The following is a 25845-nucleotide window of genomic DNA, read 5'->3' on the forward strand; positions in this document are numbered from 1 at the left end:
CTTTGGATGGCTACCTTTATTGTGAAGATATCTATACACTTAGTCTTTCAAACTGCCTCTTTGTTGGCTACGCTCGCTCACCCCGGTCACATAGTTATCTATGCTCCCGGCGATCCACTCCCTTGCCGCCGCAACGCATCTTGAAATCCATTGTGTATATGGTTAATTTTAATTCAATTTCAACTAAATTAAGTCATTGTGTTGTGGTAATACTAGCAGGTTAGCGGATAAAAAGACCATTAACGTTCGAAGATTGAGCAAACAGTAAAAAAATAACAATTTTTTCCTTTCAGGGGCTAGACACCCCCCGGAGATATAGGCATAATCTCGCGCCATGGAAGGATGGCCGAGCGGTCGAAGGCAGCGGTCTTGAAAACCGCCGATGGGAAACCATCCTAGAGTTCGAATCTCTATCCTTCCGCCAAATTTCGCCGACTTAGCTCAGTTGGTAGAGCAACTGACTTGTAATCAGTAGGTCACCAGTTCGATTCCGGTAGTCGGCACCATATTAAAGTTTCTTGAAGTCCAATCAAGTAAATCAACTAAAATAAAATTACGCCGAATTAACCACATAGGTTATTTCGGCGTCTTTCTTAGTCTATTGCAATCAATATGCAGCAAGGGGCATAATCAGTGGCACCTACACTTCGATTATAAGTATGCCCCATAAAATGAAACTCAACGCGCGACAAATCGAGACGGCAAAACCCAAAGAGAAAACCTATAAACTGACTGACGGTGGCGGCCTGTATCTGGAGGTCACTTCACACGGTGCTAAATATTGGCGCATGAAGTACTACCGCCCTACCGATAAGAAAGAAGACCGTCTGGCTTTTGGCGTCTATCCAGTTGTGTCCCTGGCTGATGCACGAGCCAAGCGAGACGAAGCCAAGAAGTTGATTGTACAAGGGATTAATCCCAAAGCAGAGAAAAAAAGAGCACAATCTGAATCGAAGGGAGCATACCCCTTCGAACGCATCGCCCGTGAATGGCACGCTAGTAAAAAACAATGGAGTAAAAACCACAGTAACCGGGTGTTACACAACCTTGAGAATTATATTTTTCCCCATATAGGTTCTCTTGATGTAGGTACATTAAGAACCAGCCAGCTATTAGCCCCAATCAAAGCCGTTGATGCTGACGGCAAGCATGACACCGCCCAGCGATTACAACAACGGGTGACAGCCATTATGCGTTATGCTGTCCAGAATGACGTTCTTGAGTCCAACCCCGCTAATGACATGGCTGGCGCTCTCACCACAGTGCAATCCAATCATCATCCCGCCCTTCCCCATGAATGTTTACCTGATTTTCTCACCCGCCTTTCTCGTTATCGTGGTCGTGTAATGACCCGGATCGCGGTGGAACTGACGCTACTCACGTTTGTTCGCTCCAGTGAGTTACGGTTTGCGCGCTGGGAAGAAATCGACCTTGCAAGAGCTATTTGGAAAATTCCCGCCACAAGGAAGCCCATTAAAGGCGTCAGATTCTCTGAACGTGGCATGAAAATGAAAACCGAGCACATTGTGCCACTGAGCCGTCAGGCTGTCGCTCTTATCAAAACCCTGTATGGAATCAGTGGCGGTTGTGAGGTGATGTTCCCCAACAACCATGATTCGATGAAAGTCATGAGTGAAAACACTGTGAATAATGCCTTACGTGTCATGGGTTATGACACCCAAACCGAAGTGTGTGGACACGGATTCAGGACAATGGCACGGGGTGCAATGGGGGAATCGGGATTATGGAACGATGATGCGATAGAGCGCCAATTAAGCCATATCGAAAGAAAAAAGGTCAGGGCCGCCTATATTCACACCTCTAAGCATTTGGAAGAGCGGCGGCTGATGGTGCAGTGGTGGGCGGATTATCTGGATGCCAACAGAGAAAGGCATATCACACCGTATGACTTTGCCAAACCGCTTCGCACCAGAAAAAACCAATAGTGCAATTTTCAATCAATTAACTCGCATTATAAGAGAAACAATTAACGCTGCTCATTTAATCTTGCTTTTTAAATAATCCCCCTGTCATCAAACAACGTCCACGATGAGCGCTCAGGGACTCGGTAACAGGAGAAAAAATATGACAATGACAGCACCGAAAGAAAATCTTATCCGTTTGCCGGAAGTTCAGCGCAGAACAAGTTACAGCAAGGCGTGGATCTACAAGTTGATTGATGACGGGGAATTTTCGAAACAGGTCAAAATTGGCCCCCATTCCATCGCGTTTATTGAATCAGAAATTGATAACTGGATTGCCCAGCGTATCGCTGAATCGAGGGTGGCATAACGCACACAAAAGAATATGACATAAGAAACGTAATATAAAAAGCAACGCCCCAATGTGCGACGAACACATCTGAGGCGTCTGACCAACAACCGTTAAGCAAGGTAAAACGATGGCTGGCATACAGCATACCCAAACTCGTCCTAAATTTACAGTCCAAAAATTCGCTAATCAAAAACCGCTTGAACTGATCCAGACCGTGAAAACATCTGCTATGTACCATTGGGAAAGTCTGCTGCCTGCCTGTGGTATTGATATTCCGGCAAAAGACAAGCATGGTGCCTGCCCGATTTGTGGCGGCACTGATCGTTTTCACTTTATTGATGATCACCATCATGGCAACTGGCATTGTCGCCAATGTGATAACCCCAACTATGGTGATGGACTGGATTTGGTGGCAAAAACCAAAGGAATTTCTATTACTGAGGCCGCAAAAATCGTTGCGAATGTACTGGCATTACCTTTGCCTGAACCCAAGCCAGCCAGAAAAACCATTCAAACAACACAGTCAATTGCCGACGGAGTAGCAGCTCTGATGGCGCAAACTGTTGCCGGACAATCTCCCTATCTGACCGCCAAAGGGCTGCATTGCCCTAATCAGATGTTGTTGGCTGATAATTCGACAGTGTTGCGACTCGCAACACTGGATAAAAAAGTAACAGGTGCGCAGATCATCAAACCGGATGGTGAGAAAAAATTACTCACCGGTAGCCAGAAGAAAGGCGCGTTTATTGCTCTATCAGCGCTGGAGGAACGTCCCGATACGGTCATCATTACCGAAGGTTACGCCACAGCACTCACGGTTAACCAACTCTGTAACGGTGCTGTTCTGGCAGCGCTGGACGCAGGCAATTTGCTCTCCGTTGCTCAATCAGTCAGGGAACGCTGGCCGGACACGAAAATCATTATTGCCGCCGATAACGACTGGCATCACTCCGGTGAACTGGATAAACACGGTAAACCGAAAGTGAATACCGACAAAATCTCGGCAGAAAAAACCGCCCTTGCAGTTAATGGCTGGATTACGTTGCCGCCGACAGAGCATAAAGCCGATTGGGACGATTACCGCCAACAACACGGTGTAGAAACGGCAAAGCTGGCTTTTGCTCAGGGGCTTTATCAACCGACACCCATAACTAAAAAAGCCGCGATTCAGCCCAATGATGCCGAATCGTCAAAACTAACCTTATGCCAGATGGGAGCCAGTCAGCGCGGAGAAGTGTTACTGGCACGTTATGACGGTGATTTGGCATTGGATGGCGCTTCGGAAACCGTTCATCACTATGATGGTATTATCTGGTGTCCGGTCAGTAACCGCGATTTACAGCGGGAAATGGTAGCAGCTTTTATGGAAGAGAAAATGCCGTACTCACCGCATGGCATTGGCTCTGCCGTGGATGCCCTGAAATTACAGCTTCCCATGATGAATGCACCAGAACGCCATTTAATCGGGTTTCGTAATGGGGTATTTGACCTGAAAATCGGTCAGTTCCGGCCTCATCACAAACATGACTGGCTGCTGCTTGCGAATGACGTTGAATTCAATTCCCCCGTTTCGGGGGAAACCCTGCAAAGCCATTCCCCTCAGTTCTGGCGCTGGCTCAACCGGGCAACTGCTCATTGTGAAAACAAAGCAGAAAGAGTGCTGGCTGCGCTGTTTATGGTACTGGCAAACCGTTACGACTGGCAGTTGTTTCTGGAAGTCACTGGAGCCGGAGGCAGTGGTAAAAGTATCTTTGCTGAAATTTGCATGATGCTGGCAGGGAAAGGCAATACCGTTTCCGCTAGCATGGCCGCACTGGAAAATCCACGGGAACGGGCGCTGATTGTCGGGTATTCGCTGATTATCCTGCCCGACCAGACCCGCTATGTGGGCGACGGTTCCGGCATCAAGGCCATTACAGGCGGGGATGAAGTCGCCGTTGACCCGAAGCACAAACAGCCTTATTCAACCCGCATTCCTGCTGTAGTGCTGGCGGTGAACAATAACGCCATGAGTTTCAGTGATCGCAGTGGCGGAGTGTCGCGGCGTCGGGTGATTTTCAATTTCTCCGAAGTCGTGCCGGAGAACGAACGCGATCCGCTTTTGCGGGACAAAATCGCGGCAGAACTGCCTGTCATTATCCGGCAACTGCTTCATCGATTTGCTGATCCACAAACGGCAAGGCGTTTACTGGCAGAGCAACAAAAATCCGAAGAGGCTTTGGATATCAAACGCGGTACAGATCCACTGGTTGATTTTTGTGGTTATCTGGTGGCTTCTCATGAAGCTGATGGTTTGTTAATCGGCAATGCGGAAATCGTGCCATTTAATCCCCGTAAATACCTCTATCACGCCTACCTTGCCTATATGAAAGGCAACAACCTGAACAAACCGGTTTCCGTGACCCGATTCGGTATGGATATGCCCGGTGCACTGGCTGAATACAACCAGCATTACCTGCGTAAGAAAAGTAAACAGGGCATTCGCAGTAATCTGGATCTGAATATCGACACCGCCATCGAATGGCTGCCGAAACTGACAAGGGATAACCTGCCAGAAGAATAATTTTTTCACACCGATAAAGATTTCATAAAAATAGTAAAAAGTGTTCACTACTGTTCACCCTATGATTTAAAGCAGATATATCAATATATTGTAGGGTGAATAGTTATTTTAAAACTGTTCACAAGTCTTCACTCCTGTTCACCTTTTTCTGATTTAACGGTGAAGGGTTGAGTGAAGAGTGGTGATGAGTTTGATTTCAAGTCATCACCCTTTAACAATATGAATTTAAATGAAAATATTTAGAGGTGAACAGGGTGAACAGTTTTATTACTAATTCTTTAATAGGGAGAGGGGGAAAATGGTTTTTCTGGCGGGTGATCTTTCAGCTCTCCGTGTTACTGGGTTAATGTATTAGCCCGGTAACACGGAGAAGACAAGCGCAGCGCGTCAGCTGAATTCTAAACAGGGGAAAGTATTTATCATTCTATGCCTTCCTCAAACCTAATCTAATTCAGTTTGTGTAATTCCTGATAGGCTTGCTGTAACCACACCTTATGCAATTTGCGGTAGTGTGGTTTGGAACGGCGAGCAATAATAGCGATTGTTTCTAGTTGCTGTTTTGCTGAAATTAAATCGCCTTTTTCACATAACATCTCGTAATAACGAAAACGGGCTTCAGGACCGGTATAATATTCAACAAGCACACGATATTCTTCTTCCGCTTTGTCCAGATTTCCCATCTGTTGCTGTGCTCTGGCATAAAGTAAATGACAGTCCTGAGAGCGGAAATCAGGATTCGCCATAATCAGTTCGCTCAACGTTTTTTCGCAGCCAATCGGGTCGTTATTATCAAACTGAACCTTAGCTAATTTTGCCATAATGGTGGGATCATGCTCAAAGATCCCAGTTAATGCTTTTCGATAGTTTTGTATTGCTTCCTGTAACCGCCCCAGCCGGGCTAATTCATCCGCCAATTGTGTATAATTTTCACTGTTTTCGCTGATCATTAACGCATCACGTTGCCTGTTTATATGGCGTTCGGGCGCGATTTTATCGAGAATGCGGCTAACCCCTTGTTGACCATAATGACTACCGAAGAATCCCGGAAGAATGATTGATAGTGTATAAATGGTACAGCCAATCCCGGGTAAACCAATAATCAAATATAACCAAAACCGTTCCTGATTTGTTCTGATAACATGAACACCACACAAAATCTGGATAAAAATAATGAGGATAAATGGCATATTCTTATACTCTTGACAATTCATTGATGATTAAAATTTAATTTGCAAAAACCTGATCTCATCACTCAAGAAATTTGCGAACAGTGAATGTGTGTTACTTATATAATTTCTTTTGTGTACTTATTTCATTAATCCAGCGTCAGCGATAAGCTGACGCTAGCTACACATAACATGATATCACGCGCGCAATTCGCTCTGGCTGGCAATCAATTTTGCACCACAAGCTGTTTGCATACCTTCCAGAGCAATAAATTTTCCTTGATATCGTAAATCATTGCTATCTTCCTCTACAGGAAAGACACCTTTGCATTTTGGGCAAGCTACTAAATCACCTTTAGCAGCAACAGGCACGCCTTGATAAACATAACTATCAATAGCGGTAATGACCTTACCTCCATGATCTGTTGTATCATTTAGTCGAATAATTGCTTTATTGGCCATATTATACCTATTTAAATTGAAAAAAATCGGCATATAATGCCGATACCTGTATTCAATGGTGGTGTTATTTATTTTTATAAATATCAGTATATAAAGGTAAAAAACCCAAATCACGTAATGCGATCTCAATATCATTAGAAAGATTCTGGTCTTCCTTATTCAGACAATTGTAATCATCTTTGGTAATTATAATTGTACCTGTGCTTAGCGTTGTAGAGATAAGGATAAACTCAGCTCCACTTTTCAGTAGACTAGGGTGTATTTCAAATTGAAAAGGAAGATATAGCATCCATCCAACGGCCGGACGGTCGGGGAAAACTTCCTCACCAGTGCCGGTTCCATTAAATGTAACAGAAAAAATTTTCAAGGTATATTTGTTGGCTACCGACTTAATGAAATTAATGAGATTACTTTTATCATATATTCCAATATGATTTTCAGCACTAATATGAATAGAAGAGTTTTCTTTGTTATTTATAAAGAGAATAGACATTGAATCCTCTTCATTACCATCCCATATCCCTTCAACAATGGGCAAGTATTCTCCTATTAGATTTGAAATATTAGGATTTTCATAACCATTAACATCAATGATTTTATTTTCTAAAGCTTCTTCTAAAGTTTCACCTTGAGCATAGAAAGAAGTAATTCTTTTATCACATTTATTTAGTTCATTAAGGAAGAAACGCATTGCATCTGTTAGATCAGAAAATTCTTGTGTTACCTGTTCTTTAACTATTACGTGTAGAGAAATCTCACTCATTTTAGTTACCTCTATTTTATTTAAGCTTTAAGCCATAGGTTGGTGGTAAATATCCATTGTATATTCAAGCTGCCTAAATATCTTATAAAAGTATTTAAAACTGAGAGGCTCCATAAAATACCAAGCTAATTTGTTAGGCGGGGTCAAACAAACTATATTATCTTGTACGTGTGCTTGTTGGACTGTACCTTTAATGCCAGAGTAAAATTTTTTTACTGTATTTTCGTCAATAAAAAATTGATCATAAGCGCCTTTTGTTTCTTGCAATAAGCAAGACTTCTTTTGAAACCCATCAAAAGAAACCGTTAGATAATCCCATTCCATAACCCATCCTGGACCAGAGGCAGCCTGAGTAATATACACCTGATATTGTAAGTTAATGATATTACCGAAATTTCTATGTTCAGCCTTGGATATTCCGGAGCTAGCAGGACAAGATTTACATTCTTCCATAGAACGAGTCAACGTGCCTGTTTTTGTAATTTCCTCAAGCCTAGACTTCGCTTTTTCTTTGCCTAATTTAATATCATTCTCCATCTCTTCTTCTGTTCTTATTTTCGGTTTTTTAGGCTTAATTTCTATATCATCTGCTGTGGTATCTTTCGTTCCTTCTATAACGCCCACAGCAGCTAATACGCCGACACAAGCAACAACAGTCCATTCCACAGCAGCAGCAAATGCTGGTACAGCAGGAGCTAAAATAAAAGGCATTTTAATGTTTCCTTTTCATTAAATTATCTATTATTTGCAGATAATCACGATATTGCTGCTCTGGGTTATCTCCCGCTTTTAGCATGTTCTGAATTTCGGGAGATTCGTGATAACTGCGATTAAACGCCACAAAATAGAGGTAAGATCGGATCAGTTTTTCCTCTTTAAACCCCATAGAGATTAAATCCAGATAGGCTTCTTTTAGCCGTTTAAATAAGTTATGTTCGCTTTCATTACTGAGCAACTCAGCGTGTTCTGACTGAATTTGTTGCCGAACGCGGGTGATATAGGCCTCGTCCTCGGCATTAATAAATTGAGCAACCTGCTCCTTACTGAGTTTTATCATTAACATGCTCCTTTCATTGAATAAAACTGACCATCCAACCAGTAATGCCACTCATCAATCGGTTGAGTAAATTCAATTAACTGTGCCTGACTGAAAATATCTCGCATTTGATGCAAAATGCGGGGATCGTAAAAACGTAACAGGGCCGTTTCACCACTTTCCAGATGAACGTTAAAATACGGTTCAAAATGGCGGGTCAGTGCATCCAATGACTGATTAGTATAGATCCATGAAACAGCGGGAAAGGTTTTTTCCAGTGTTAAAAATTTCTCCATGAATACCGTGTCGTGCGAGAGGTCAAACAGCCACGGCCCGGCAAAGGCAATTTCTGCATCTGGGTAGCGCCGGAACAGCGGATTATTCAATCCTGCTGAATAAGTTAATTCCTCATCAAAGAGGCGCTCATACTGCAAGCCATCAACCAACGCATACCGTTTCATATCGGGGTGCGTTTTCTGATATTCCTGCCAGTGTTGCGGTGATGAAAAAATCATGACTGCCCCCTGATAACCATTGCAGAACCGTCTAACGCTGCTTTCATTAAACAGCTGATACAAATTTTCTCCAGTGGTGCAGCCAAAACTGGCTCTACGACCTGAGCCACCGTGGTTTGTTTCAGTTTATCTAGCATATCCGGCAACTGACCGCCCCAGCCTGAGCCGTTCCCCGGTGCACCGCTGCCAAAGTTAACTACGGCGCTACTGCTGATCCCGCCTGCGTCAATTTTCAGAAAATGCCCGGCGGCCTGAAGGGTCAGTTCAGCCCCCGCATCAATCACCACTTTAGCGCCGGCACTTAAGTGAATTTCATTACCGCTCTGGGTGAGCAACGCATCGTCAGCCTTGATATGGAGTTTTTGCCCGGCTGACAGTGAAATGTCATGGCCTGCCTGTACGCGGTACTCATTATCAATGCGTAAATGGGCATCATTTTTAATGTGGTGCGTCCGGTTATGGCCCACATAGTGGGTTTCATCATTCAGTACCTGTGCCCGGATATCTCTCTGCGCATGAATAAACACCTCTTCACTGCCTTTGGCATCGTCAAAACGCAGTTCGTTAAACCCGTCGCCTTTGTGGGTTTTGGTTTTAAAGGTGGTACGGGTTTTGGCAGAGGGTAAGTCCAGTGGCGGGCGGTTCAGGCCATTGTAAACACAGCCAGTGACTATCGGCCGGTCAATATCGCCGTTAAGATAGGAAATAATCACTTCCTGCCCGATACGCGGGATGGCCATAAAACCAAAGCCGTTACCGTTCCAACCTTGAGCCACCCGCACCCAACAGGAGGCACTGTCATCGGCCTTGTCGTAGCGGTTCCAGTGAAAATGCACTTTGATGGCACCGTCTTTATTGACGAAGATTTCTTCCCCTTCCGGCCCGACCACCGTGGCACTTTCATCCCCGTCCGCCTGCGGTTTGTAATGAAACGGTGGCCGCCAGTCGGCAAATCCGTCGATAAAACTGAAATCGTTACTGAGCGTCGTGCCTTCGCCGCTGTTGTCACCCAGTGCCTGCGGACAACGCCCGTGATGGCTGATTTCAACGATCTGCCAGCGGGTATTGAGCGGCTGATGTGGGTGATTGTCGATTTCAAAGATTTTGCCCGGATGCAGTTTGATGCAGTTGCTCTGTCCACTGCCCCGTTGCGTCTGGTTTTTCAGCACTTCGTGGCGGTATTTCACAAACGGTTTGCCTTCCGCTTCCTGCTGGAAACGCCCGTAACTTTCGTAAATGGTATACGGCGTGAGTGAGCCTAATGCCTGATAGTCCGGGCTGCTTTCCAGTTGATACACCTGAGAAAGCGGCCTGTCCGGGTTGTAATCCCGGTGAATACTGCGTTTCGGTGCCATACCGACACCCAGACGCACCTGATAAATCACATCCTGCCCGTGGGCAGTGTCCGGCTGGGGCTGGTATTGCAGTGGCAGGTTAGCTGTCATACCCAGATGGCTGTCACTGAAAAACAGCATTTCATCCTCAAACCAGAAACTGATCCCTTCTTCCGCCGCCAGACGGCAGAAGAACGCATAGTCAGACTCCCGTTTCTGGGTGGTGTATTCGCGTGGCTGGTGCGGATCTTCCAGTTGTGAATCCGCACGAACATAATGTTTTTTCAGTAACAGGCTGAGGATATCCGGCACATTCTGACGATGGTAAATATGGCTGTCCTGATTCAGTGTCAGCCGCCAGAGAAAAGGGCGCACGGTGAAGGTATACAGGGTTTTGTTGCCATCGGTGCCACACCAGTCCGCGTGGGAAATAATCCCGGTGATTTTGCGCTGTTCAGTCTCCCCGTGGAAAATCTGCAATACCGCTTCCTGCATCAGCAGGGCCGTTAAATCAATGTCCGGTTTGGGTTTAAAGGGGTTGACGGGCAACGACTGAACCAGCGTCAGATTAAGCGTGAAGAGATCAGACAGCCCTTCCCGCAGGGTAAAATCCGCCACGGCAAACGTCTCTTCGGGCAAATCCCCTACCCGGCAAAGAAAACGTAATCCACTTTTTAGCATTTTATCTCCTTATTTTCATTGAAATATCAAGATATTACATCTCACTGCGTAGCCCGGTACGCTGCCGGAATGTCCATAACACCTGTGACTCACCCTGCCGGTAAAGGGTTAATAGAATGAAATTATTCCGCACAATGAAACACGTCAGCAGTTCGTCAATCAGCCGGCAGAACTGATACATACTGCCGTCATTGTTATAACAGGCCGGATCAAGGGTAATGTGCAGGGTGTGGCCGTTAATGGAACGCCCCTGTCCCGCTTTCGTGTTGTCAATACGCGCACCAGACTGCGCTTCAATATGCACAATACCGTTGATATGCTGCTGCATACGGCGGCTCAGGGTGCGATCATGATCTGCATAACAGTCATACAGGCGCAGAAAGCCTTTCAGAGATTCAGCATCAAACAACATAAAAGGCGGGCAGTTTAAGAGATTGATCAGCAACCAGTCTGATTTACCTGCCACCATCGGCGGAAAATCGGGCGATACCGGTGTGATATTGCGGGCGTGTAAATGGGCGGGCACCGGAGCCTGTGTGTGCGTAATGTCGCCGACACCCAATTGCATGGCCTGAATATGGTAGCCGGAAACATGGGCACACACCGTCTGGGGGGACAGATTGTGCGCCGCTTTACCATCCATCCCCATAAAACGGATCTGGTGATGCCGGCGTCCCAGCAAATCGTCAGTGATCCATGACTGAAAGTAAACGTTATCCGGATCGCCCTCGTTCAACAGCCAATCGCTTTTGGGCTGAAACTGGTCAATGGGCAGGAAGCAGCTGGGCTTGCCACGCGGCGTACTGCCTTGTGCTGCTTTTTCACCGGGCTGCTTGGCGGTCTGGATACTTTTGATGCGGAAAAGCTGCACGGTATCGGCCAGCGCCAGCGGATAACAGGCATGACCCGGCTTCAATGCCATGGGCGGGCTGACCATCGGCGCCAGATGGAGCGCTGGGACACAGCCAAGCTGAAAGGCATCCCCCAGCGCATCCAGCGGCAGCTCCCCGTGCAGGCGGATAATCAGCTCGCCGGTATTATCCGGGTTTAACTGCAACGGCCGTTGCTCTCGGACAGCCAGCGTCATAAAGCTGAAAGCATGGGGCAGACAGTAATATTCCGTCATCTGTTGCAGGCGGGCAAAGGGCGATTTTTCCGTGGGTAACAGTGTATGACGTAAGTTCTCACCCCAGCCCAGAAAATCACTGCGTCTGAGCCGAATTTCCTCCTCCGCAGTCCGCAGATAGACGTCTTCAATCTGCATATCCAGCCACAAACTTAACTGAGCCGCCCGGTCTGGATCGGTGCCCAGAAAGAAATGCAGTTTTCCGCCTGACCAGAGCGGCGGCGAACTGCCTGTCTGCTGTAACGTCAGGATAATATCGCTGTACTCGCGGGTTTTTTGGATCTGTTTATCCAACACCACAAACGGCTCAACCGGCAAATCGCAGCAGGTACGAAACGGTAAATTCTGTTCTCCCGCTGCCGCCGTGACCGGCGTGTTTTCCGGGATAATGACCGCACCCTGATGCACCCCCTGATGAGGCGTAAATTGCAATATTGTCGTCGGCGGAATGGGGCGGAGGGTATGCGGCCAGATGCGGGCGAGTGCTTCATGGGACACTTCGGGGAAGGTATCATCGATTTTACTGCGTACCCCGGAGGACAGGAGCGAAAAACCTTCCATAATCCGCTGGATATCGGGGTCATTGGGATGTTCCAGAAACTCAGCCTGAGAGGGGTTTTCGGTGGCGGCTAACTTCATCTTTTCACGCAGCCACGCCAGCTCTTGCAGGTACAGGGATTCCTTCTGATTTTTCACTTTGCGCATTCCTTGTACAAATACGTCATTTATCGGCATTGCATTTAAAATCTTTATGGGTAATAAAGCAAATTGCACTGATTTGATTGTGATATGGGATTATTTGTTAATTTAATTGATATATACCGACTTTTATCTCACCTTGGATAAGGTTTCAAAAAAACAGCAGCCGCGTTGACCCTGCCCGGCTAATCCGCTAACATTTTGCTGTACCTTAATGATCTTCTCGCCTGTAAAGATCGCCTTCGGGTGGCGAAATGAAACTCCCGTAGCCTGCAAGGGAGAGCATTGCAATGCGGTACATCTGCACACTTTTGGAAGCAGATATCGCTGGACAACAACCCTCCGTCCGGCGATGAAAGTTATCCGGTTTATTTATGCACCGGTTTATCATTCATGCAGAGCATGTATTCCTGCCATATTTACCATTACAATTTACCCCTGTACGATCTTTATCCACGTTTTGATTAACGCATGACAAACGTTCCGAACACTGTGCGGCGTCACTTGTGTAAAAGCGCAGCGATTACCAAGTGACGCCGCTAAGCGGCCAACGTCCAGAGCACGTCCGGCCTGCCTTTACAACCCATTTGAACCTCTAATTACTCAATGAAACCGCTCGAAATAAGCCATTGACCCGTACAGACTGGCATTTTGTTTGATTGATGAACAATTGTCCGGTCTGGTTTTCAACACACTGCCTTGCAACAGGCCGATGCAGTAAAAAAAGGAGAAATCACATCACGTCACGATTAATGAGGCGTTCATCCTGAGCGGATCAGGTACTGAACGGGGAGTATTCCATCGCCGTGCTGAGCACGTCGCGAACTCCTGCAAAAACTCAACACTACCTCGCCTTGCTACACATTAATCTGACGCACCACGGAACGGTGAACCTAACCGACACGCAGGGAATGTTTTGAAATAAGTAACATAGGTCTAAAAAACAGAGGGGAAATACGGATAGCGAAGCGATCACGAACGAAAATAAACAACAAAGATTGATTTAGCCGTCCGTATTCTCCCCTAAGTTTGTGTGATAACGGAGAGCCAAATTCACTGCGCCTTGACCTACAAAAGAGTTTAACTCTCAGTTTGGTCGCGCAGGGGGCAACTAAATTTAAAGTACACCGGTACTGTGCTCAGCAGGTTTATAGCCGTTCAACTTAGCCGTTTGGTTATTGAGTTAGATAAAACAATCCGTTAAAGTATTCCCGCCATTAGCAAAATCTAATGGTCAAGGTTTAGCAGCCTTGTGTTCACTGACACTGGTAGGATGTTTCTGCCAGTGCGCCTGCGCTCACCTTTTCAATGGTGGTTCAGGCAGGGGAGGCTTCGGCCTCGCTGGTGTGAACCCAGTCTGCTAACCCTGCTTGAATCGCCACCATCAATATTCATTAATGGAAAGGGGTAGCAGGAATGATTGAAATTAAAAAAGACTGGCATCAGGCCGACATTATCGCCGCATTACGTAAACGTGGTACAACCTTAGCGGCAGTTTCCCGTGAAGCGGGGCTTGGTTCCTCAACACTGGCAAACGCATTCAGCAGACCGTGGCCGAAAGGTGAATGGATCATTGCAGATTATCTTGGCATCCATCCCTCAGAGATCTGGCCCAGCCGTTATTTCGATTCTTATAGCGGAGAATTATTAGACAGGAAAGCCCGCGCTAAGCCACAGGAATAACCCGCTTTAATTTGTGATCGACTTCGTAAAAATGATAAATTTTAACCTAAAGCCCTGAGCGTGAAATGGCCGCCCAATTTGACCATTTTTAACCCTCACGGCTTTTTTGCTTCAATGCGATTATAAAACAGACAAAAAACCAATAAAGATAATTAAAATTAGTAAGATAGAAAAAATAGGAGAAGGAAAAAAATTCGGGGGCATTAAAAGGGGCATAAAAGCAATAACTAAAAATAAATTTAATATATTTAGTTAGTTATATTATATTTCGATTCCGGTAGTCGCACCATATAAGAACCCGTTATCTATCAACAAGATAACGGGTTTTTTCTTTTTGTGTTTTCACAACACTAAACGTTGCATGTGACATATTTGTGACTTCATCATAAAGAGAGCATCGTTTTGTTGTGGCTGCCAGTGATGTAATAAAAAGAAGTTTCAACCTTATTCAGGATGGGACACTATTCAACAAAATAGCTCACTATTGTCCCATATATGCCCCAAAAAATTCACAAACAGAAGTCACTAGCTACAAAATCAAACCAATATACTACTAAACCTGCATATTCATGACTTCGTGATACGCACTGACCAGTTTGTTCCTGACCTGAATACCCATTTGCAGTGAAATAGTGGCTTTCTGCATATTGACCATCACATCATTCAGTTCCACGCCCGGCGCACCCAGTGTGAAATCCTGTGCCTGTTTGGCGGCTTCTACGCGGGACATATTTATTTTTTCTACTGCTGCGGTGAGCTGGCTGGCAAAGCCTCCTTTTACCGGCATAGGCTTCGCGATACTTGCAGCCTGTAATGCCTGCGCCTGCATCTGTTGCAGTACACCTTCAATTGCCTGAATTGACATAAAAACCTCGTGTTAAATCACCCTATTGATTACGTGATTAAATGCCATATTAGCCGTGGGCTGGTTGGCAGTTTTTTCAGGCTGCCACCGTAACATAGCCAATTCAAACTAAAGCGGGTAATTAACGTAAAAATTCGAAGCTTATTGTGCCATTAAAAGATGTGTGAACAGCGAATAATGACGGGATTAATTATATCAATTGTTTTTAAGTTGCATCGTGGTGGCAAATCAATCAATTCCCGGTGATACAGATAACGATATCACTGAGGCAGATCAGGTCAGCAAAGAGGTAATTTTTAATAAAATGAAAGATATAGGAATAATGTTTTCGCTTGCGTATGGGGAGTCTGTTTTGTTACGCCACGCTTTTAGTATTCATGTTGACCAGCAAGGCAAGGATCGTCTATGAGTGCAGCAACAACCGACGCTGAGAATCCACAGAAGGGTTTCAGCGCTATCATCAACAGGATAAAAGCTGATCCAAAAGTTCCATTATTAGTTGCTGGCTCTGCTGCCATCGCTATTATCGTCGCCCTTTTCCTCTGGTTGCGCAGCCCTGATTATCGGGTGCTTTATAGTAATCTGAGTGATAAGGACGGCGGCGAGATCGTTACCCAACTAACTCAAATGAATGTCCCTTACCGTTTTGCCGAAAACGGCTCTGCTATCATGATACCGACTGATAAGGTGCATGAAACCAGACTGAAACTGGCACAACAAGGCTTACCGAAAGGAGGCGCTGCGGGTTTTGAGTTATTGGATAAAGAGAAATTCGGCATCAGTCAGTTCAGTGAACAGGTTAATTATCAGCGTGCGCTGGAAGGCGAATTAGCGCGCACTATCGAATCACTCGGCCCGGTGCAGAGTGCCCGTGTCCATCTGGCATTACCGAAGCCTTCCCTGTTTGTGCGTGAACAGAAGTCACCTTCTGCTTCCGTAACAGTCGGGTTGTTGCAGGGCCGCGCGTTGGATGAAGGGCAGATCAATGCCATTGTCCATATGGTTTCAAGCAGTGTGGCCGGATTGCCACCAAGCAATGTCACCATTGTGGATCAGGCCGGGCGTCTGCTGACTCAATCTGATGCTAACGGGCGGGATTTAAATACCACCCAGCTGAAATACATACAGGAAGTCGAAAACCGCTTCCAGCATCGCATTGAAACAATTCTGGCACCTGTTGTCGGTCGTGGTAATGTTCATGCACAGGTCACTGCGCAAGTCGATTTTTCCCGCCGTGAAGAAACTGCGGAAGAGTATAAGCCTAACCAACCACCTAATCAGGCTGCCGTGCGTTCTAAACAGACCAGTGCAACTGAACAAAGCGGCGGGCCATTAGTCGGTGGTGTGCCGGGAGCGTTGTCGAATCAGCCAAGTGCCGCACCAAGCGCACCAATTGAAAAACCAAATGCCAAAAATGGCGACGATAAGTCTGATAAAGGGCGTAATGGCAATAACAGCTATGAACGCATGATCAGTAATAACCGCAATAATCGTCACGATGAAACCATCAACTATGAAGTGGATCGTACTATCCGCCATACCCAGTTACAGGCAGGTGGCGTGGAGCGGCTCTCTGTTGCGGTTGTGGTCAACTATGCCACTGTTCAGGGGGAAAACGGCCCGGAAACTCAGGCTCTGACACCAGAACAGTTATCCCAGATTGAATCACTGACTCGTGAAGCAATGGGCTTCTCTACTGAGCGTGGTGACAGCCTCAATGTCGTCAATACACCGTTCAATAACACAGCCGAAGTGATAGAAACGCTGCCGTTCTGGCAACATCCTGTCCTGCTGGAGAAATTATTGGAGTTGGGCCGTTGGTTACTGTTAGCACTGGTTGCATGGCTGCTGTGGCGTAAGATGATCGTGCCGCAAATTGCCAGAAAACGTGCTGCGGAAAAAGCCGCTCTGGAAGCGCAGAAAAAACAGAATAAGCCAGCAACTGAATCCAGTGCTGAGCAGGATGAAAACATGCGCCGTCAGTTGGCCCGCCAGCGTGTCAATGCTGAGATTCAAAGCCAGCGTATCCGTGAACTTGCGGAAAAAGATCCTCGCGTAGTTGCGCTGGTGATCCGCCAATGGATGAGTAACGAACAATGAGCCTGACCGGAACAGAAAAAAGCGCCATCATGTTAATGACCCTGGGAGAAGATCAGGCGGCTGAGGTGTTTAAGCACCTGAATTCCCGGGAAGTACAACAACTGAGTATTGCAATGGCGGGGATGAAGCAAATCTCCAATCAACAACTGGCTGAAGTGATGACCCAGTTTGTAGAAGATGCCGAACAGTACGCGGCTCTCAGCATTAATGCCAATGAGTATCTCCGTAGTGTGCTGGTGAAAGCGCTGGGTGAAGAACGTGCATCCAGTCTGCTGGAAGATATTCTTGAATCCCGCGATACCACAACCGGTATCGAAACGCTTAACTTCATGGAGCCACAATCTGCGGCTGACATGATCCGCGATGAGCATCCGCAGATCATTGCCACGATTCTGGTTCACCTGAATCGTGGTCAGGCAGCCGATATTCTCGCCATGTTTGATGATCGCCTGCGTAATGATGTCATGCTGCGTATTGCGACCTTTGGTGGTGTTCAGCCAGCCGCACTGGCAGAACTGACCGAAGTTCTGAACAATCTGTTGGATGGTCAGAACCTGAAACGCAGCAAAATGGGTGGTATTCGTACTGCGGCAGAGATTATCAACCTGATGAAGAGCCAGCAGGAAGAAAGTGTTATCGATGCAGTCCGTACTTATGACGGTGAACTGGCACAGAAAATCATTGATGAAATGTTCCTGTTTGAAAACCTTATCGGCGTGGACGACCGCAGTATCCAGCGTCTGTTGCAGGAAATTACCACTGATTCTCTGTTGATTGCTCTGAAAGGCTGCGATCAGGCACTGCGCGACCACTTCCTCAACAATATGTCTCAGCGTGCGGCTGAAATTATGCGTGATGATTTGGCAACCCGTGGTCCGGTTCGTATGTCTCAGGTGGAAGCTGAACAGAAAGCCATTCTGCTTGTGGTTCGTCGTCTGGCAGAAACCGGGGAAATGATCCTGAATGGTGGTGATGATACCTATGTCTGATAATTCAAATAATGGAAACTGGCAGCGATGGCTGCCGGGTGAACTGACTCCGTGGGAAACATTACAGGCAGCTCTTGACCGGAATAAGACGGAATCATCGGATAATCAGGAGCCAAGTGAGCAGGAGCGTCTACAGGAACAGGCCAGAATACTGGATGAACTGAAAGAACAGGCACGTCAGGCGGGTCATGAACAGGGTGTTGCTGAAGGCCATGCCCGTGGATATGAACAGGGTGTTGAAGCAGGCCGGAAAGCCGGATTTGAACAGGGATTACAGGAAGCCGGAGAACAGCAGCAGGTTGTGATTGAGCAATGGAAAGCGCTGTTAAATGATTTCAGTCATTCACTGGATGGTCTGGACACGGTTATTGCTTCACGTCTGATGCAGCTTTCCCTGACCGCAGCCCAGCATATTATCGGCCAACCGGCCGTGTGTGACGGCACTGCCCTGCTGAATCAGATCCGTGAATTTATTCAGCAGGAACCCATGTTCAGTGGCAAACCTCAATTGCGGGTTCACCCACAAGATATCCCGCTGGTTGAACAACAACTGGGCGAAATATTGGCTCTGCATGGCTGGCGTCTGATTGCAGATAACAAACTGCATCCGGGCGGCTGTAAGGTCAGCGCTGATGAAGGCGATCTGGATGCCAGTCTGGCAACACGCTGGCATGAAATGTGCCGTCTGGCGGGATCAGGAGAACTGTGATGACTGCGAGACTTGGGCGCTGGCTGGCGACATTAGATTGCATGGAAAAACGTCTGGAAAAAACGCCTAAAATACGGCGTTACGGACGTCTGACCCGCGCCACGGGTCTGGTACTGGAAGCCACGGGTTTACATCTGCCGCTGGGAGCAACCTGCCTGATTGAACGGCAAAATGGTAACACGCTTGAAGAAGTCGAAAGTGAAGTCGTCGGCTTCAATGGTGAAAAGTTACTGTTGATGCCTTTGGAAGAGCTTGAAGGCATTGTGCCGGGTGCCCGTGTCTATGCCCGTGCTTATGGTGAAGATGCTGGTAGCGGACGGCGTTTACCACTGGGGCCGGAATTACTCGGCAGGGTTCTGGATGGTGCCGGGCGTCCTCTTGATGGTTTACCTGCCCCGGATACCGGATATCGTGCCCCCTTAACCACTCCACCACTCAATCCCCTGCAACGTACCCCCATCAGCGACGTACTGGATGTAGGCGTGCGCGCCATCAATGCTCTGCTGACTGTCGGGCGGGGGCAGCGGATGGGATTGTTCGCCGGTTCTGGTGTGGGTAAAAGTGTGTTGCTCGGCATGATGGCCCGTTATACGCAGGCTGACGTTATTGTGGTCGGTCTGATTGGTGAACGTGGCCGGGAAGTTAAAGATTTCATCGAAAATATTTTAGGTGAAGAAGGACGGGCTCGTTCGGTAGTTGTTGCCGCACCTGCTGATGTTTCTCCATTACTGCGAATGCAGGGAGCTTCTTATGCAACCCGCATAGCAGAGGATTTTCGTGATCGCGGGAAACATGTTCTGCTGATTATGGATTCCCTGACACGTTACAGCATGGCGCAGCGTGAAATTGCACTGGCAATTGGTGAACCTCCGGCAACCAAAGGTTATCCCCCTTCTGTGTTTGCTAAATTACCGGCACTGGTAGAGCGTGCAGGTAATGGTGTCAGTGATGGCGGTTCAATCACCGCATTCTATACCGTCCTGACCGAAGGCGATGACCAGCAGGACCCGATTGCTGATTCTGCCCGCGCCATTCTGGACGGTCACATTGTTCTGTCGCGGGCACTGGCAGAATCCGGGCATTATCCGGCTATCGATATTGAAGCCTCAATCAGCCGGGCCATGACAGCCCTGATTGATAACACCCATTACCGGCGGGTACAGCATTTTAAACAACTGCTTTCCAGCTACCAGCGCAACCGGGATCTGATTAATGTCGGGGCTTATGCTGCTGGCAGCGATCCTTTGCTGGATAGAGCCATTGAGCTATATCCGCATATGGCGCAGTTCCTGCATCAGGCCATCGAAGAACGCAGTGAGTACGATGCAGCATGTGCCCAGCTACAACAGTTATTACCAAGCTAAGATGTTCTGAAACGCTGAGGATATACATGCAACAACACTCCCCTCTTGTGACTTTGCGCGAACTTGCTCAGGACGCAGCGGAAAAAGCGGCGACACAACTGGCGCAGATACGCCAGAGCCATCAGCAAATGGAGCAACAACTCACGGCGTTAATGAGTTATCAGGATGAGTATCGTACACGTTTGAACGACACACTAAGCAGCGGCATGTCCAGCTCGACCTGGCAGAATTACCAGCAGTTTATGAAAACGCTGGAAATGGCCATCGAGCAACACAGATTACAGCTCAACCAATGGAAAAAACGGCTTGAGCAGGCCATGTCGCAGTGGCAGGAAAAACAGCAGCGTCTGAACGCGTTTGATACGCTGCAACAACGGGCAGAACATAGTTTGAAGTTACACCAGAATCGCATGGAGCAAAAACAAATGGATGAGTACGCACAACGTGGTGCACAACGGAGAATGAAACAATGAATCTCACTCTTTTGCCTACTGATTTAACACTTGAAAAAAATGCGGGGAAAAATCAGCCAGCGCTGAGCTCCCCTCAGGGCAGTAACACTGCTAAAGAACAGACGACTGAATTTGGCCGGTATCTCAATGCAGAACAGAAAACTTCTGCTCAGACCGCTAAAAATCGCACAAATGGCAGCAATAGCGAATCTGGTGAGAAACAGGCCACTGATAAACGAGAGGAAGAAAACTTATCTTCTTCACGGGCAGTGACTGATCAGATCGCCATGCAGGACAAGCCTTCTGTATCAGGATCTTCTGCATCCTACAATGATGCAAAATTTACCTTATCCGAAGATGATGACCTTCTTTCTGCTGAAATGTTAATCAACGCCATGCCTGTCCAATTGGCCGGATTAATCAGCCGCCAGTCAGTCGGTGAAGGTTCAGAACACACAGAAGGTTTACTGCACACGGAAAATAGTATCGAAGATACTTTATCCGAATCCGACAGAAAGCTATCAGGCAAAAAGACGCTGGCAGATATAGCGCTGAGGGCAACAGATCCGACTGAAAACAGTGAAGAGAATGATTCAGATGGCGATATCGATCTTTTCACCGCCCAGGGGACAACGACAAACCGTGCTGCGCTGGCATCGACCACCGGAAAAGCAAAATCAGCCGCTAATGGTATGACTGAACAAAACTCAACGCTGTCATTTAGCGGAAAGGAAAGCGGGAAAGAGTTTACGTCAATACAGGGCGCATCAGCACTGGCCTCAGCTTCTGCGGAAGCATCAGCGCCAAACGCTTTGCACAACCTGTTTAGTGCTCCCCTGCTCTCTGCGGGAAATCAGACAAACGGACAGTTTCAGCTCAATGGTGCATCTGCGCCTTTACTGAGTGCTCATCTCGGCAGTGAAGAGTGGCAGCAGCAGCTCAACCAACAGGTACTGTTTTTTAACCGGAACGGGCTGCAACAGGCTGAATTACGCTTACATCCACAGGAATTGGGCGCACTGCATATCCGTATGAATGTTGAAGATAATCAGGCACAACTTCATTTTGTCTCAGCTCATCAGCATGTGCGTGCCGCTTTGGAAGCCGCTCTGCCGAACCTTCGCCATTCACTGGCGGAAAACGGCATCCAACTGGCTCAGAGCAGTGTCGGCAGTGATGCTTCAGGAAACTGGCAACAGGAACAGGCCGCCGATCCACAACAGCAGGCCAATACCGGCAGCCAGACTAAAAGCCATACTGAAAATAATGGCACACTGGCAGCAGCACAGGCACCGGCGACTCATGAATCCACGATCCGGTTAACACCTCAGCAACTCGCTTCAAGCCGGGGAGGCGTAGACATTTTCGCCTGAATTAAGTATTTGCGGCGATAGCACTGCAAAAAAATGAAACAGAGCCGATAACAAACGAGTGAGTTAATGGTTTTTTCCGCGTTTGTTCCTGCCATTGCCGGAACAAAGACGCGGGATAATTGATGTTGAATTTGTTGGATAAGGAACTCCCGCCACGGAATGCGCGATGCCTTACCCACTACAGAAAACAGGAATTTGTCTGTCCATGTCTGATTATAGCTACGAGCGTAAACGCACAAAACCAATTTGGATGATACTGTTAATACTGATTGCCATTCTGAGTACCGCCATCGGAGGATATAGCTGGTGGACAATGAAGCAATCAGGCAGTAACAGTGCAGAAAAAGCCAAAATCATTAATACTCCGGTATTCATGACGCTGGAACCTTTTACCGTCAATCTGATAGACAACGAAGATCATTTTGATCGTGTTTTGTATGTCGGCTTGACGTTGCGTCTGTCCGATGAAATAACGCGTCAGCGCTTCCATGATTATCTTCCTGAAGTTCGTAGCCGTATGCTGCTGTTGTTATCCCGCCAGAAATCTACTGATCTGGCAAAAGATGACGGCAAAGTACGTTTAGTGGAAGACATTAAACAGACACTGAGCCCAACACTGATACCCGGTGAACCTGATCAAGCGATCACCGATGTGTTGTTTACTACGTTTATTCTGCGATAATCACGATGAGTGACAATATTCTTTCACAGGCAGAGATCGATGCTCTGCTCAATGGTGACAGTGCTGCTGCGGATGACGTAGAACAAACTGCGTCATCAGAAGAGAGTGAGGTTCGCCCTTACGATCCGAACACACAGCGCCGTGTTGTACGCGAGCGTTTGCAGTCGCTGGAAATCATCAATGAACGCTTTGCCCGCCAATTCAGAATGGGGCTGTTTAACATGCTGCGCCGCAGTCCGGATATTACGGTCGGCGCTATTAAAATCCAGCCTTATCATGAGTTTGCCCGCAATCTGGCCGTGCCGACCAACCTCAATCTGGTGCATCTGAAACCATTGAGGGGAACCGCACTATTCGCTTTTGAACCCAGTTTGGTTTATATCGCTGTTGATAACCTGTTCGGCGGTGATGGCCGCTTCCCGACCAAAGTGGAAGGCCGTGAATTCACCTATACCGAACAGCGGATCATCAACCGGATGCTGAGACTGGCACTGGATGCCTATCGTGACGCATGGGATTCCATCTTTAAGATTGAAGTGGAATATGTGCGCTCTGAGATGCAGGTGAAATTCACCAATATCACGACTTCCCCTAATGATATCGTGGTCACCACCCCATTCACGGTGGAAATTGGCGACCTGTACGGGGAATTCAACATCTGTATTCCGTTTGCCATGATTGAACCCCTGCGTGAACTGCTGACAAACCCTCCGGTGGAAAATGTACGGCAGGAAGATGGGCAGTGGCGTGACATTCTGGTGAAACAGGTTCAGAACTCAGAACTGGAACTGGTGGCAAATTTTGCTGATATTCCCCTGCGACTGTCAAAAATTCTCCAGTTAAAGCGCGGCGACGTTTTGCCGATTGAAAAACCTGAACGTCTGATCGTTCACGTTGATGGTGTGCCCGTGCTCACCAGCCAATATGGAACACTCAACGGGCAGTATGCCCTGCGCGTTGAACACCTGATTAACCCTGTTTTAAATGCTCTGGATGAGGAAAAGCCCAATGAGTGATGCTAAACAACCCGCAGATACCAGCTCGACTGAAGACTTGTGGGCAGAGGCGCTGGAACAACAGGCTGCACAGCTTGCCTCTGACAGCGGCTCGTCAATTTTTGAAAGCCTTGAACCGCAGGATGCGCTCTCCCAGCTTTCTGATATTGATCTGATTATGGATATTCCCGTCAAGCTCTCTGTTGAGCTGGGACGCACCAAAATGACTATCAAACAACTGCTGAAACTTTCTCAGGGTTCCGTTGTTTCCCTTGATGGTCTGGCCGGTGAACCGCTGGATATCCTGATCAACGGCTATTTGATTGCACAAGGAGAAGTGGTCGTCGTATCTGACAAATACGGTATCCGTATTACGGATATCATCACACCTTCTGAGCGCATGCGTCGTCTGAGTCGTTAACCATGATGGCGAACCAGCCTTCTCTTAATACATCTTTCCAAAGTGGTGCGGCATCAGATGCCGCACCGATTGGTACAGCAGTAACACATACTCCTCCCCTTTCTACCGGTCAGACGCTGATGCAGATCAGTAGTGCTCTGGGCGGGATTCTGTTACTGATATTTTTCATAACCTGGTTGATCCGTCGTCTGGGACTTGCGCCTGCCAAAAACAAAAATCACCGATTACTCAATGTAAAAGCAAGTTGTTCGCTTGGGCCAAAAGAACGGGTTGTCGTGGTTGAAATCGAAGACAACTGGCTGGTGCTGGGTGTGACACCTCAGCAGATCAATATGTTACATCAGTTGCCTGTTCCCCCTGATGACACGGAAAAGGAAACCGTACTCAAAACACTTCCTTTCGGTCAACTTCCTTTCGGTGAATTGTTAAAAAATAAGCTTCAGCGAAAAACTAAGAACGACAGGGACGACAATGAAAAATAGAGTTTTTCTTATGATAGGCAATCACATAACAGGCCAAAAATTCGCTTCGTGCATTTATCCGGCGCGTCTGGCGGCGGTGTTTATGGCGTTTTTACTGTCACTGTTTCCCATGAATGCAGCGGCGGAATTACCGGGTATCATCAGTCAGCCGCTGGCAAATGGCGGGCAAAGCTGGTCACTGCCGGTTCAGACCCTGATTTTCATTACTGCGCTGGGGTTTATTCCCGCAGCCCTGCTGATGATGACCAGTTTTACCCGCATCATCATCGTACTGGGTTTACTGCGTAATGCGCTGGGAACCCCTTCAGCCCCACCGAATCAGGTTATGCTGGGTTTAGCCCTGTTTATGACTTTTTTCATTATGGCGCCGGTATTCGATAAAGTTTATCAGGATGCTTATCTGCCTTTCAGTGAAGACAAAATTTCTCTGGAAACGGCACTGGAGAAAGGCTCTCATCCCGTGCGTCAGTTTATGCTGCGTCAGACGCGGGAAAATGATCTGGCACTGTTTGCCCGTCTGGCTGATCAGGAAGCATTCGAAACTGCCGATTCTGTCCCGATGCGGGTTCTGGTTCCTGCTTTCATTACCAGTGAACTAAAAACTGCATTCCAGATTGGCTTTACGCTTTTCATTCCTTTCCTGATCATTGATCTGGTTGTCGCCAGTGTTCTGATGGCTCTGGGGATGATGATGGTTCCTCCCGCCACAATATCGCTGCCATTCAAACTGATGTTATTTGTTCTGGTAGATGGCTGGCAGTTATTGCTTGGTTCGTTAGCGCAAAGTTTTTACGTCTGACGGGATTTTTCTTAAAAAGATCAAAAACGGTTTGAAAAATTATGACTCCAGAATCGGTAATGGCACTTGGTGTTGAAGCAATGAAAGTCGCACTGGCGCTGGCTGCGCCGCTGCTTCTCTCTGCGCTGGTATGCGGTTTAGTGATTAGTCTGTTGCAGGCAGCGACACAGGTAAACGAAATGACACTGTCGTTTATTCCTAAAATTCTGGCGGTTGTTGTCACAATTATCGTTGCCGGGCCGTGGATGCTGAATCTGTTGCTGGATTATATGCGGACACTTTTCAGCAGCATTCCCGCTATTATTGGTTAAT

General features: G+C 47.2%; 26 protein-coding genes and 2 tRNA genes. 19 read left to right on the plus strand and 9 right to left on the minus strand.

Going from position 1 to position 25845, the window contains the following annotated elements:
- Positions 1–336 precede the first annotated feature (336 nt).
- The 5 genes from Xinn_RS04140 (at position 337) to Xinn_RS04160 (ending at position 4837) form a co-directional block, all read left to right on the plus strand.
- A tRNA-Ser gene (locus Xinn_RS04140) sits at positions 337–424 on the plus strand.
- Positions 425–430: 6 nt separating this feature from the next.
- A tRNA-Thr gene (locus Xinn_RS04145) sits at positions 431–506 on the plus strand.
- Between the two features lie 165 nt (positions 507–671).
- Complete coding sequence (locus tag Xinn_RS04150; protein WP_086956633.1) at positions 672–1946, plus strand: tyrosine-type recombinase/integrase; 1275 nt, start codon at positions 672–674, stop codon at positions 1944–1946.
- Positions 1947–2085: 139 nt separating this feature from the next.
- A complete protein-coding gene (locus Xinn_RS04155; protein WP_086956274.1) occupies positions 2086–2292 on the plus strand; it encodes a helix-turn-helix transcriptional regulator in 207 nt (68 codons plus the stop codon).
- A gap of 109 nt (positions 2293–2401) precedes the next feature.
- A complete protein-coding gene (locus tag Xinn_RS04160) occupies positions 2402–4837 on the plus strand; it encodes a toprim domain-containing protein (RefSeq protein WP_086956273.1) in 2436 nt (811 codons plus the stop codon).
- A 446-nt stretch (positions 4838–5283) separates the two neighbouring features.
- On the opposite strand, the gene Xinn_RS04165 is transcribed toward Xinn_RS04160, so the two are convergent.
- From Xinn_RS04165 to Xinn_RS04200, 8 genes are all read right to left on the minus strand, one after another.
- The gene (locus Xinn_RS04165) at positions 5284–6024 is read right to left on the minus strand and encodes a hypothetical protein (RefSeq protein WP_086956272.1); all 741 of its coding nucleotides are present in this window, start codon (positions 6022–6024) and stop codon (positions 5284–5286) included.
- 177 nt (positions 6025–6201) lie between these two features.
- A complete protein-coding gene (locus Xinn_RS04170) occupies positions 6202–6465 on the minus strand; it encodes a PAAR domain-containing protein (protein ID WP_086956632.1) in 264 nt (87 codons plus the stop codon).
- Between the two features lie 64 nt (positions 6466–6529).
- Positions 6530–7228 carry an Imm52 family immunity protein gene (locus tag Xinn_RS04175; RefSeq protein WP_086956271.1) on the minus strand — a complete coding sequence of 233 codons (699 nt, stop codon included), beginning with the start codon at positions 7226–7228 and terminating at the stop codon, positions 6530–6532.
- Positions 7229–7255: 27 nt separating this feature from the next.
- The gene (locus Xinn_RS04180) at positions 7256–7939 is read right to left on the minus strand and encodes a Tox-REase-5 domain-containing protein (RefSeq protein WP_086956270.1); all 684 of its coding nucleotides are present in this window, start codon (positions 7937–7939) and stop codon (positions 7256–7258) included.
- A 1-nt stretch (position 7940) separates the two neighbouring features.
- Positions 7941–8285 carry a hypothetical protein gene (locus Xinn_RS04185; protein WP_086956269.1) on the minus strand — a complete coding sequence of 115 codons (345 nt, stop codon included), beginning with the start codon at positions 8283–8285 and terminating at the stop codon, positions 7941–7943.
- Positions 8285–8779, minus strand: coding sequence for a DUF4123 domain-containing protein (locus tag Xinn_RS04190; protein WP_086956268.1), 495 nt, complete (start codon positions 8777–8779; stop codon positions 8285–8287). The genes Xinn_RS04185 and Xinn_RS04190 overlap by 1 nt, the downstream gene beginning before the upstream one ends.
- The gene (locus Xinn_RS04195; RefSeq protein ID WP_086956267.1) at positions 8776–10794 is read right to left on the minus strand and encodes a type VI secretion system Vgr family protein; all 2019 of its coding nucleotides are present in this window, start codon (positions 10792–10794) and stop codon (positions 8776–8778) included. Before Xinn_RS04195 ends, Xinn_RS04190 begins: the two co-directional genes overlap by 4 nt.
- Positions 10795–10828: 34 nt before the next feature.
- Complete coding sequence (locus Xinn_RS04200) at positions 10829–12616, minus strand: type VI secretion system baseplate subunit TssF (protein ID WP_169923522.1); 1788 nt, start codon at positions 12614–12616, stop codon at positions 10829–10831.
- Between the two features lie 1419 nt (positions 12617–14035).
- Between Xinn_RS04200 and Xinn_RS04205 the strand changes: the two genes are divergently transcribed.
- Positions 14036–14302 (plus strand): helix-turn-helix domain-containing protein, encoded by a 267-nt coding sequence (locus Xinn_RS04205; RefSeq protein WP_038220669.1) that lies wholly within the window; start codon positions 14036–14038, stop codon positions 14300–14302.
- Positions 14303–14855: 553 nt separating this feature from the next.
- Here the strand turns inward: Xinn_RS04205 and fliE are convergent.
- Positions 14856–15167: a flagellar hook-basal body complex protein FliE gene (gene fliE, locus Xinn_RS04210; protein WP_086956265.1), complete on the minus strand. Its 312-nt coding sequence runs from the start codon at positions 15165–15167 to the stop codon at positions 14856–14858.
- Positions 15168–15387: 220 nt separating this feature from the next.
- Here fliE and Xinn_RS04215 point away from each other — a divergent pair, with 220 nt between their 5' ends.
- From Xinn_RS04215 to fliQ, 13 genes are all read left to right on the plus strand, one after another.
- The gene (locus tag Xinn_RS04215) at positions 15388–15576 is read left to right on the plus strand and encodes a hypothetical protein (RefSeq protein ID WP_086956264.1); all 189 of its coding nucleotides are present in this window, start codon (positions 15388–15390) and stop codon (positions 15574–15576) included.
- Positions 15573–17267, plus strand: coding sequence for a flagellar basal-body MS-ring/collar protein FliF (fliF, locus tag Xinn_RS04220; RefSeq protein WP_086956263.1), 1695 nt, complete (start codon positions 15573–15575; stop codon positions 17265–17267). The genes Xinn_RS04215 and fliF overlap by 4 nt, the downstream gene beginning before the upstream one ends.
- Positions 17264–18256: a flagellar motor switch protein FliG gene (gene fliG / locus Xinn_RS04225; RefSeq protein ID WP_086956262.1), complete on the plus strand. Its 993-nt coding sequence runs from the start codon at positions 17264–17266 to the stop codon at positions 18254–18256. Before fliF ends, fliG begins: the two co-directional genes overlap by 4 nt.
- Positions 18249–18965 (plus strand): flagellar assembly protein FliH, encoded by a 717-nt coding sequence (gene fliH / locus Xinn_RS04230; RefSeq protein WP_086956261.1) that lies wholly within the window; start codon positions 18249–18251, stop codon positions 18963–18965. Before fliG ends, fliH begins: the two co-directional genes overlap by 8 nt.
- The gene (gene fliI, locus Xinn_RS04235) at positions 18965–20329 is read left to right on the plus strand and encodes a flagellar protein export ATPase FliI (protein ID WP_086956260.1); all 1365 of its coding nucleotides are present in this window, start codon (positions 18965–18967) and stop codon (positions 20327–20329) included. Before fliH ends, fliI begins: the two co-directional genes overlap by 1 nt.
- Before the next feature lie 26 nt (positions 20330–20355).
- Complete coding sequence (gene fliJ, locus Xinn_RS04240) at positions 20356–20802, plus strand: flagellar export protein FliJ (protein ID WP_086956259.1); 447 nt, start codon at positions 20356–20358, stop codon at positions 20800–20802.
- Positions 20799–22154 carry a flagellar hook-length control protein FliK gene (locus Xinn_RS04245; RefSeq protein WP_086956258.1) on the plus strand — a complete coding sequence of 452 codons (1356 nt, stop codon included), beginning with the start codon at positions 20799–20801 and terminating at the stop codon, positions 22152–22154. Before fliJ ends, Xinn_RS04245 begins: the two co-directional genes overlap by 4 nt.
- A gap of 205 nt (positions 22155–22359) precedes the next feature.
- Positions 22360–22836 carry a flagellar basal body-associated protein FliL gene (gene fliL / locus Xinn_RS04250; protein ID WP_086956257.1) on the plus strand — a complete coding sequence of 159 codons (477 nt, stop codon included), beginning with the start codon at positions 22360–22362 and terminating at the stop codon, positions 22834–22836.
- A gap of 5 nt (positions 22837–22841) precedes the next feature.
- Positions 22842–23852, plus strand: coding sequence for a flagellar motor switch protein FliM (gene fliM, locus Xinn_RS04255; RefSeq protein ID WP_086956256.1), 1011 nt, complete (start codon positions 22842–22844; stop codon positions 23850–23852).
- Complete coding sequence (gene fliN, locus Xinn_RS04260; RefSeq protein WP_086956255.1) at positions 23845–24252, plus strand: flagellar motor switch protein FliN; 408 nt, start codon at positions 23845–23847, stop codon at positions 24250–24252. The genes fliM and fliN overlap by 8 nt, the downstream gene beginning before the upstream one ends.
- Before the next feature lie 2 nt (positions 24253–24254).
- Complete coding sequence (gene fliO, locus Xinn_RS04265; RefSeq protein WP_086956254.1) at positions 24255–24734, plus strand: flagellar biosynthetic protein FliO; 480 nt, start codon at positions 24255–24257, stop codon at positions 24732–24734.
- 82 nt (positions 24735–24816) lie between these two features.
- The gene (fliP, locus tag Xinn_RS04270) at positions 24817–25533 is read left to right on the plus strand and encodes a flagellar type III secretion system pore protein FliP (RefSeq protein WP_086956630.1); all 717 of its coding nucleotides are present in this window, start codon (positions 24817–24819) and stop codon (positions 25531–25533) included.
- A 41-nt stretch (positions 25534–25574) separates the two neighbouring features.
- Positions 25575–25844: a flagellar biosynthesis protein FliQ gene (gene fliQ, locus Xinn_RS04275; protein ID WP_086956253.1), complete on the plus strand. Its 270-nt coding sequence runs from the start codon at positions 25575–25577 to the stop codon at positions 25842–25844.
- The last annotated feature ends 1 nt before the right edge of the window (position 25845 follow it).

The sequence above is a fragment of the Xenorhabdus innexi genome (assembly GCF_002632485.1).
Classification (GTDB): domain Bacteria; phylum Pseudomonadota; class Gammaproteobacteria; order Enterobacterales; family Enterobacteriaceae; genus Xenorhabdus; species Xenorhabdus innexi.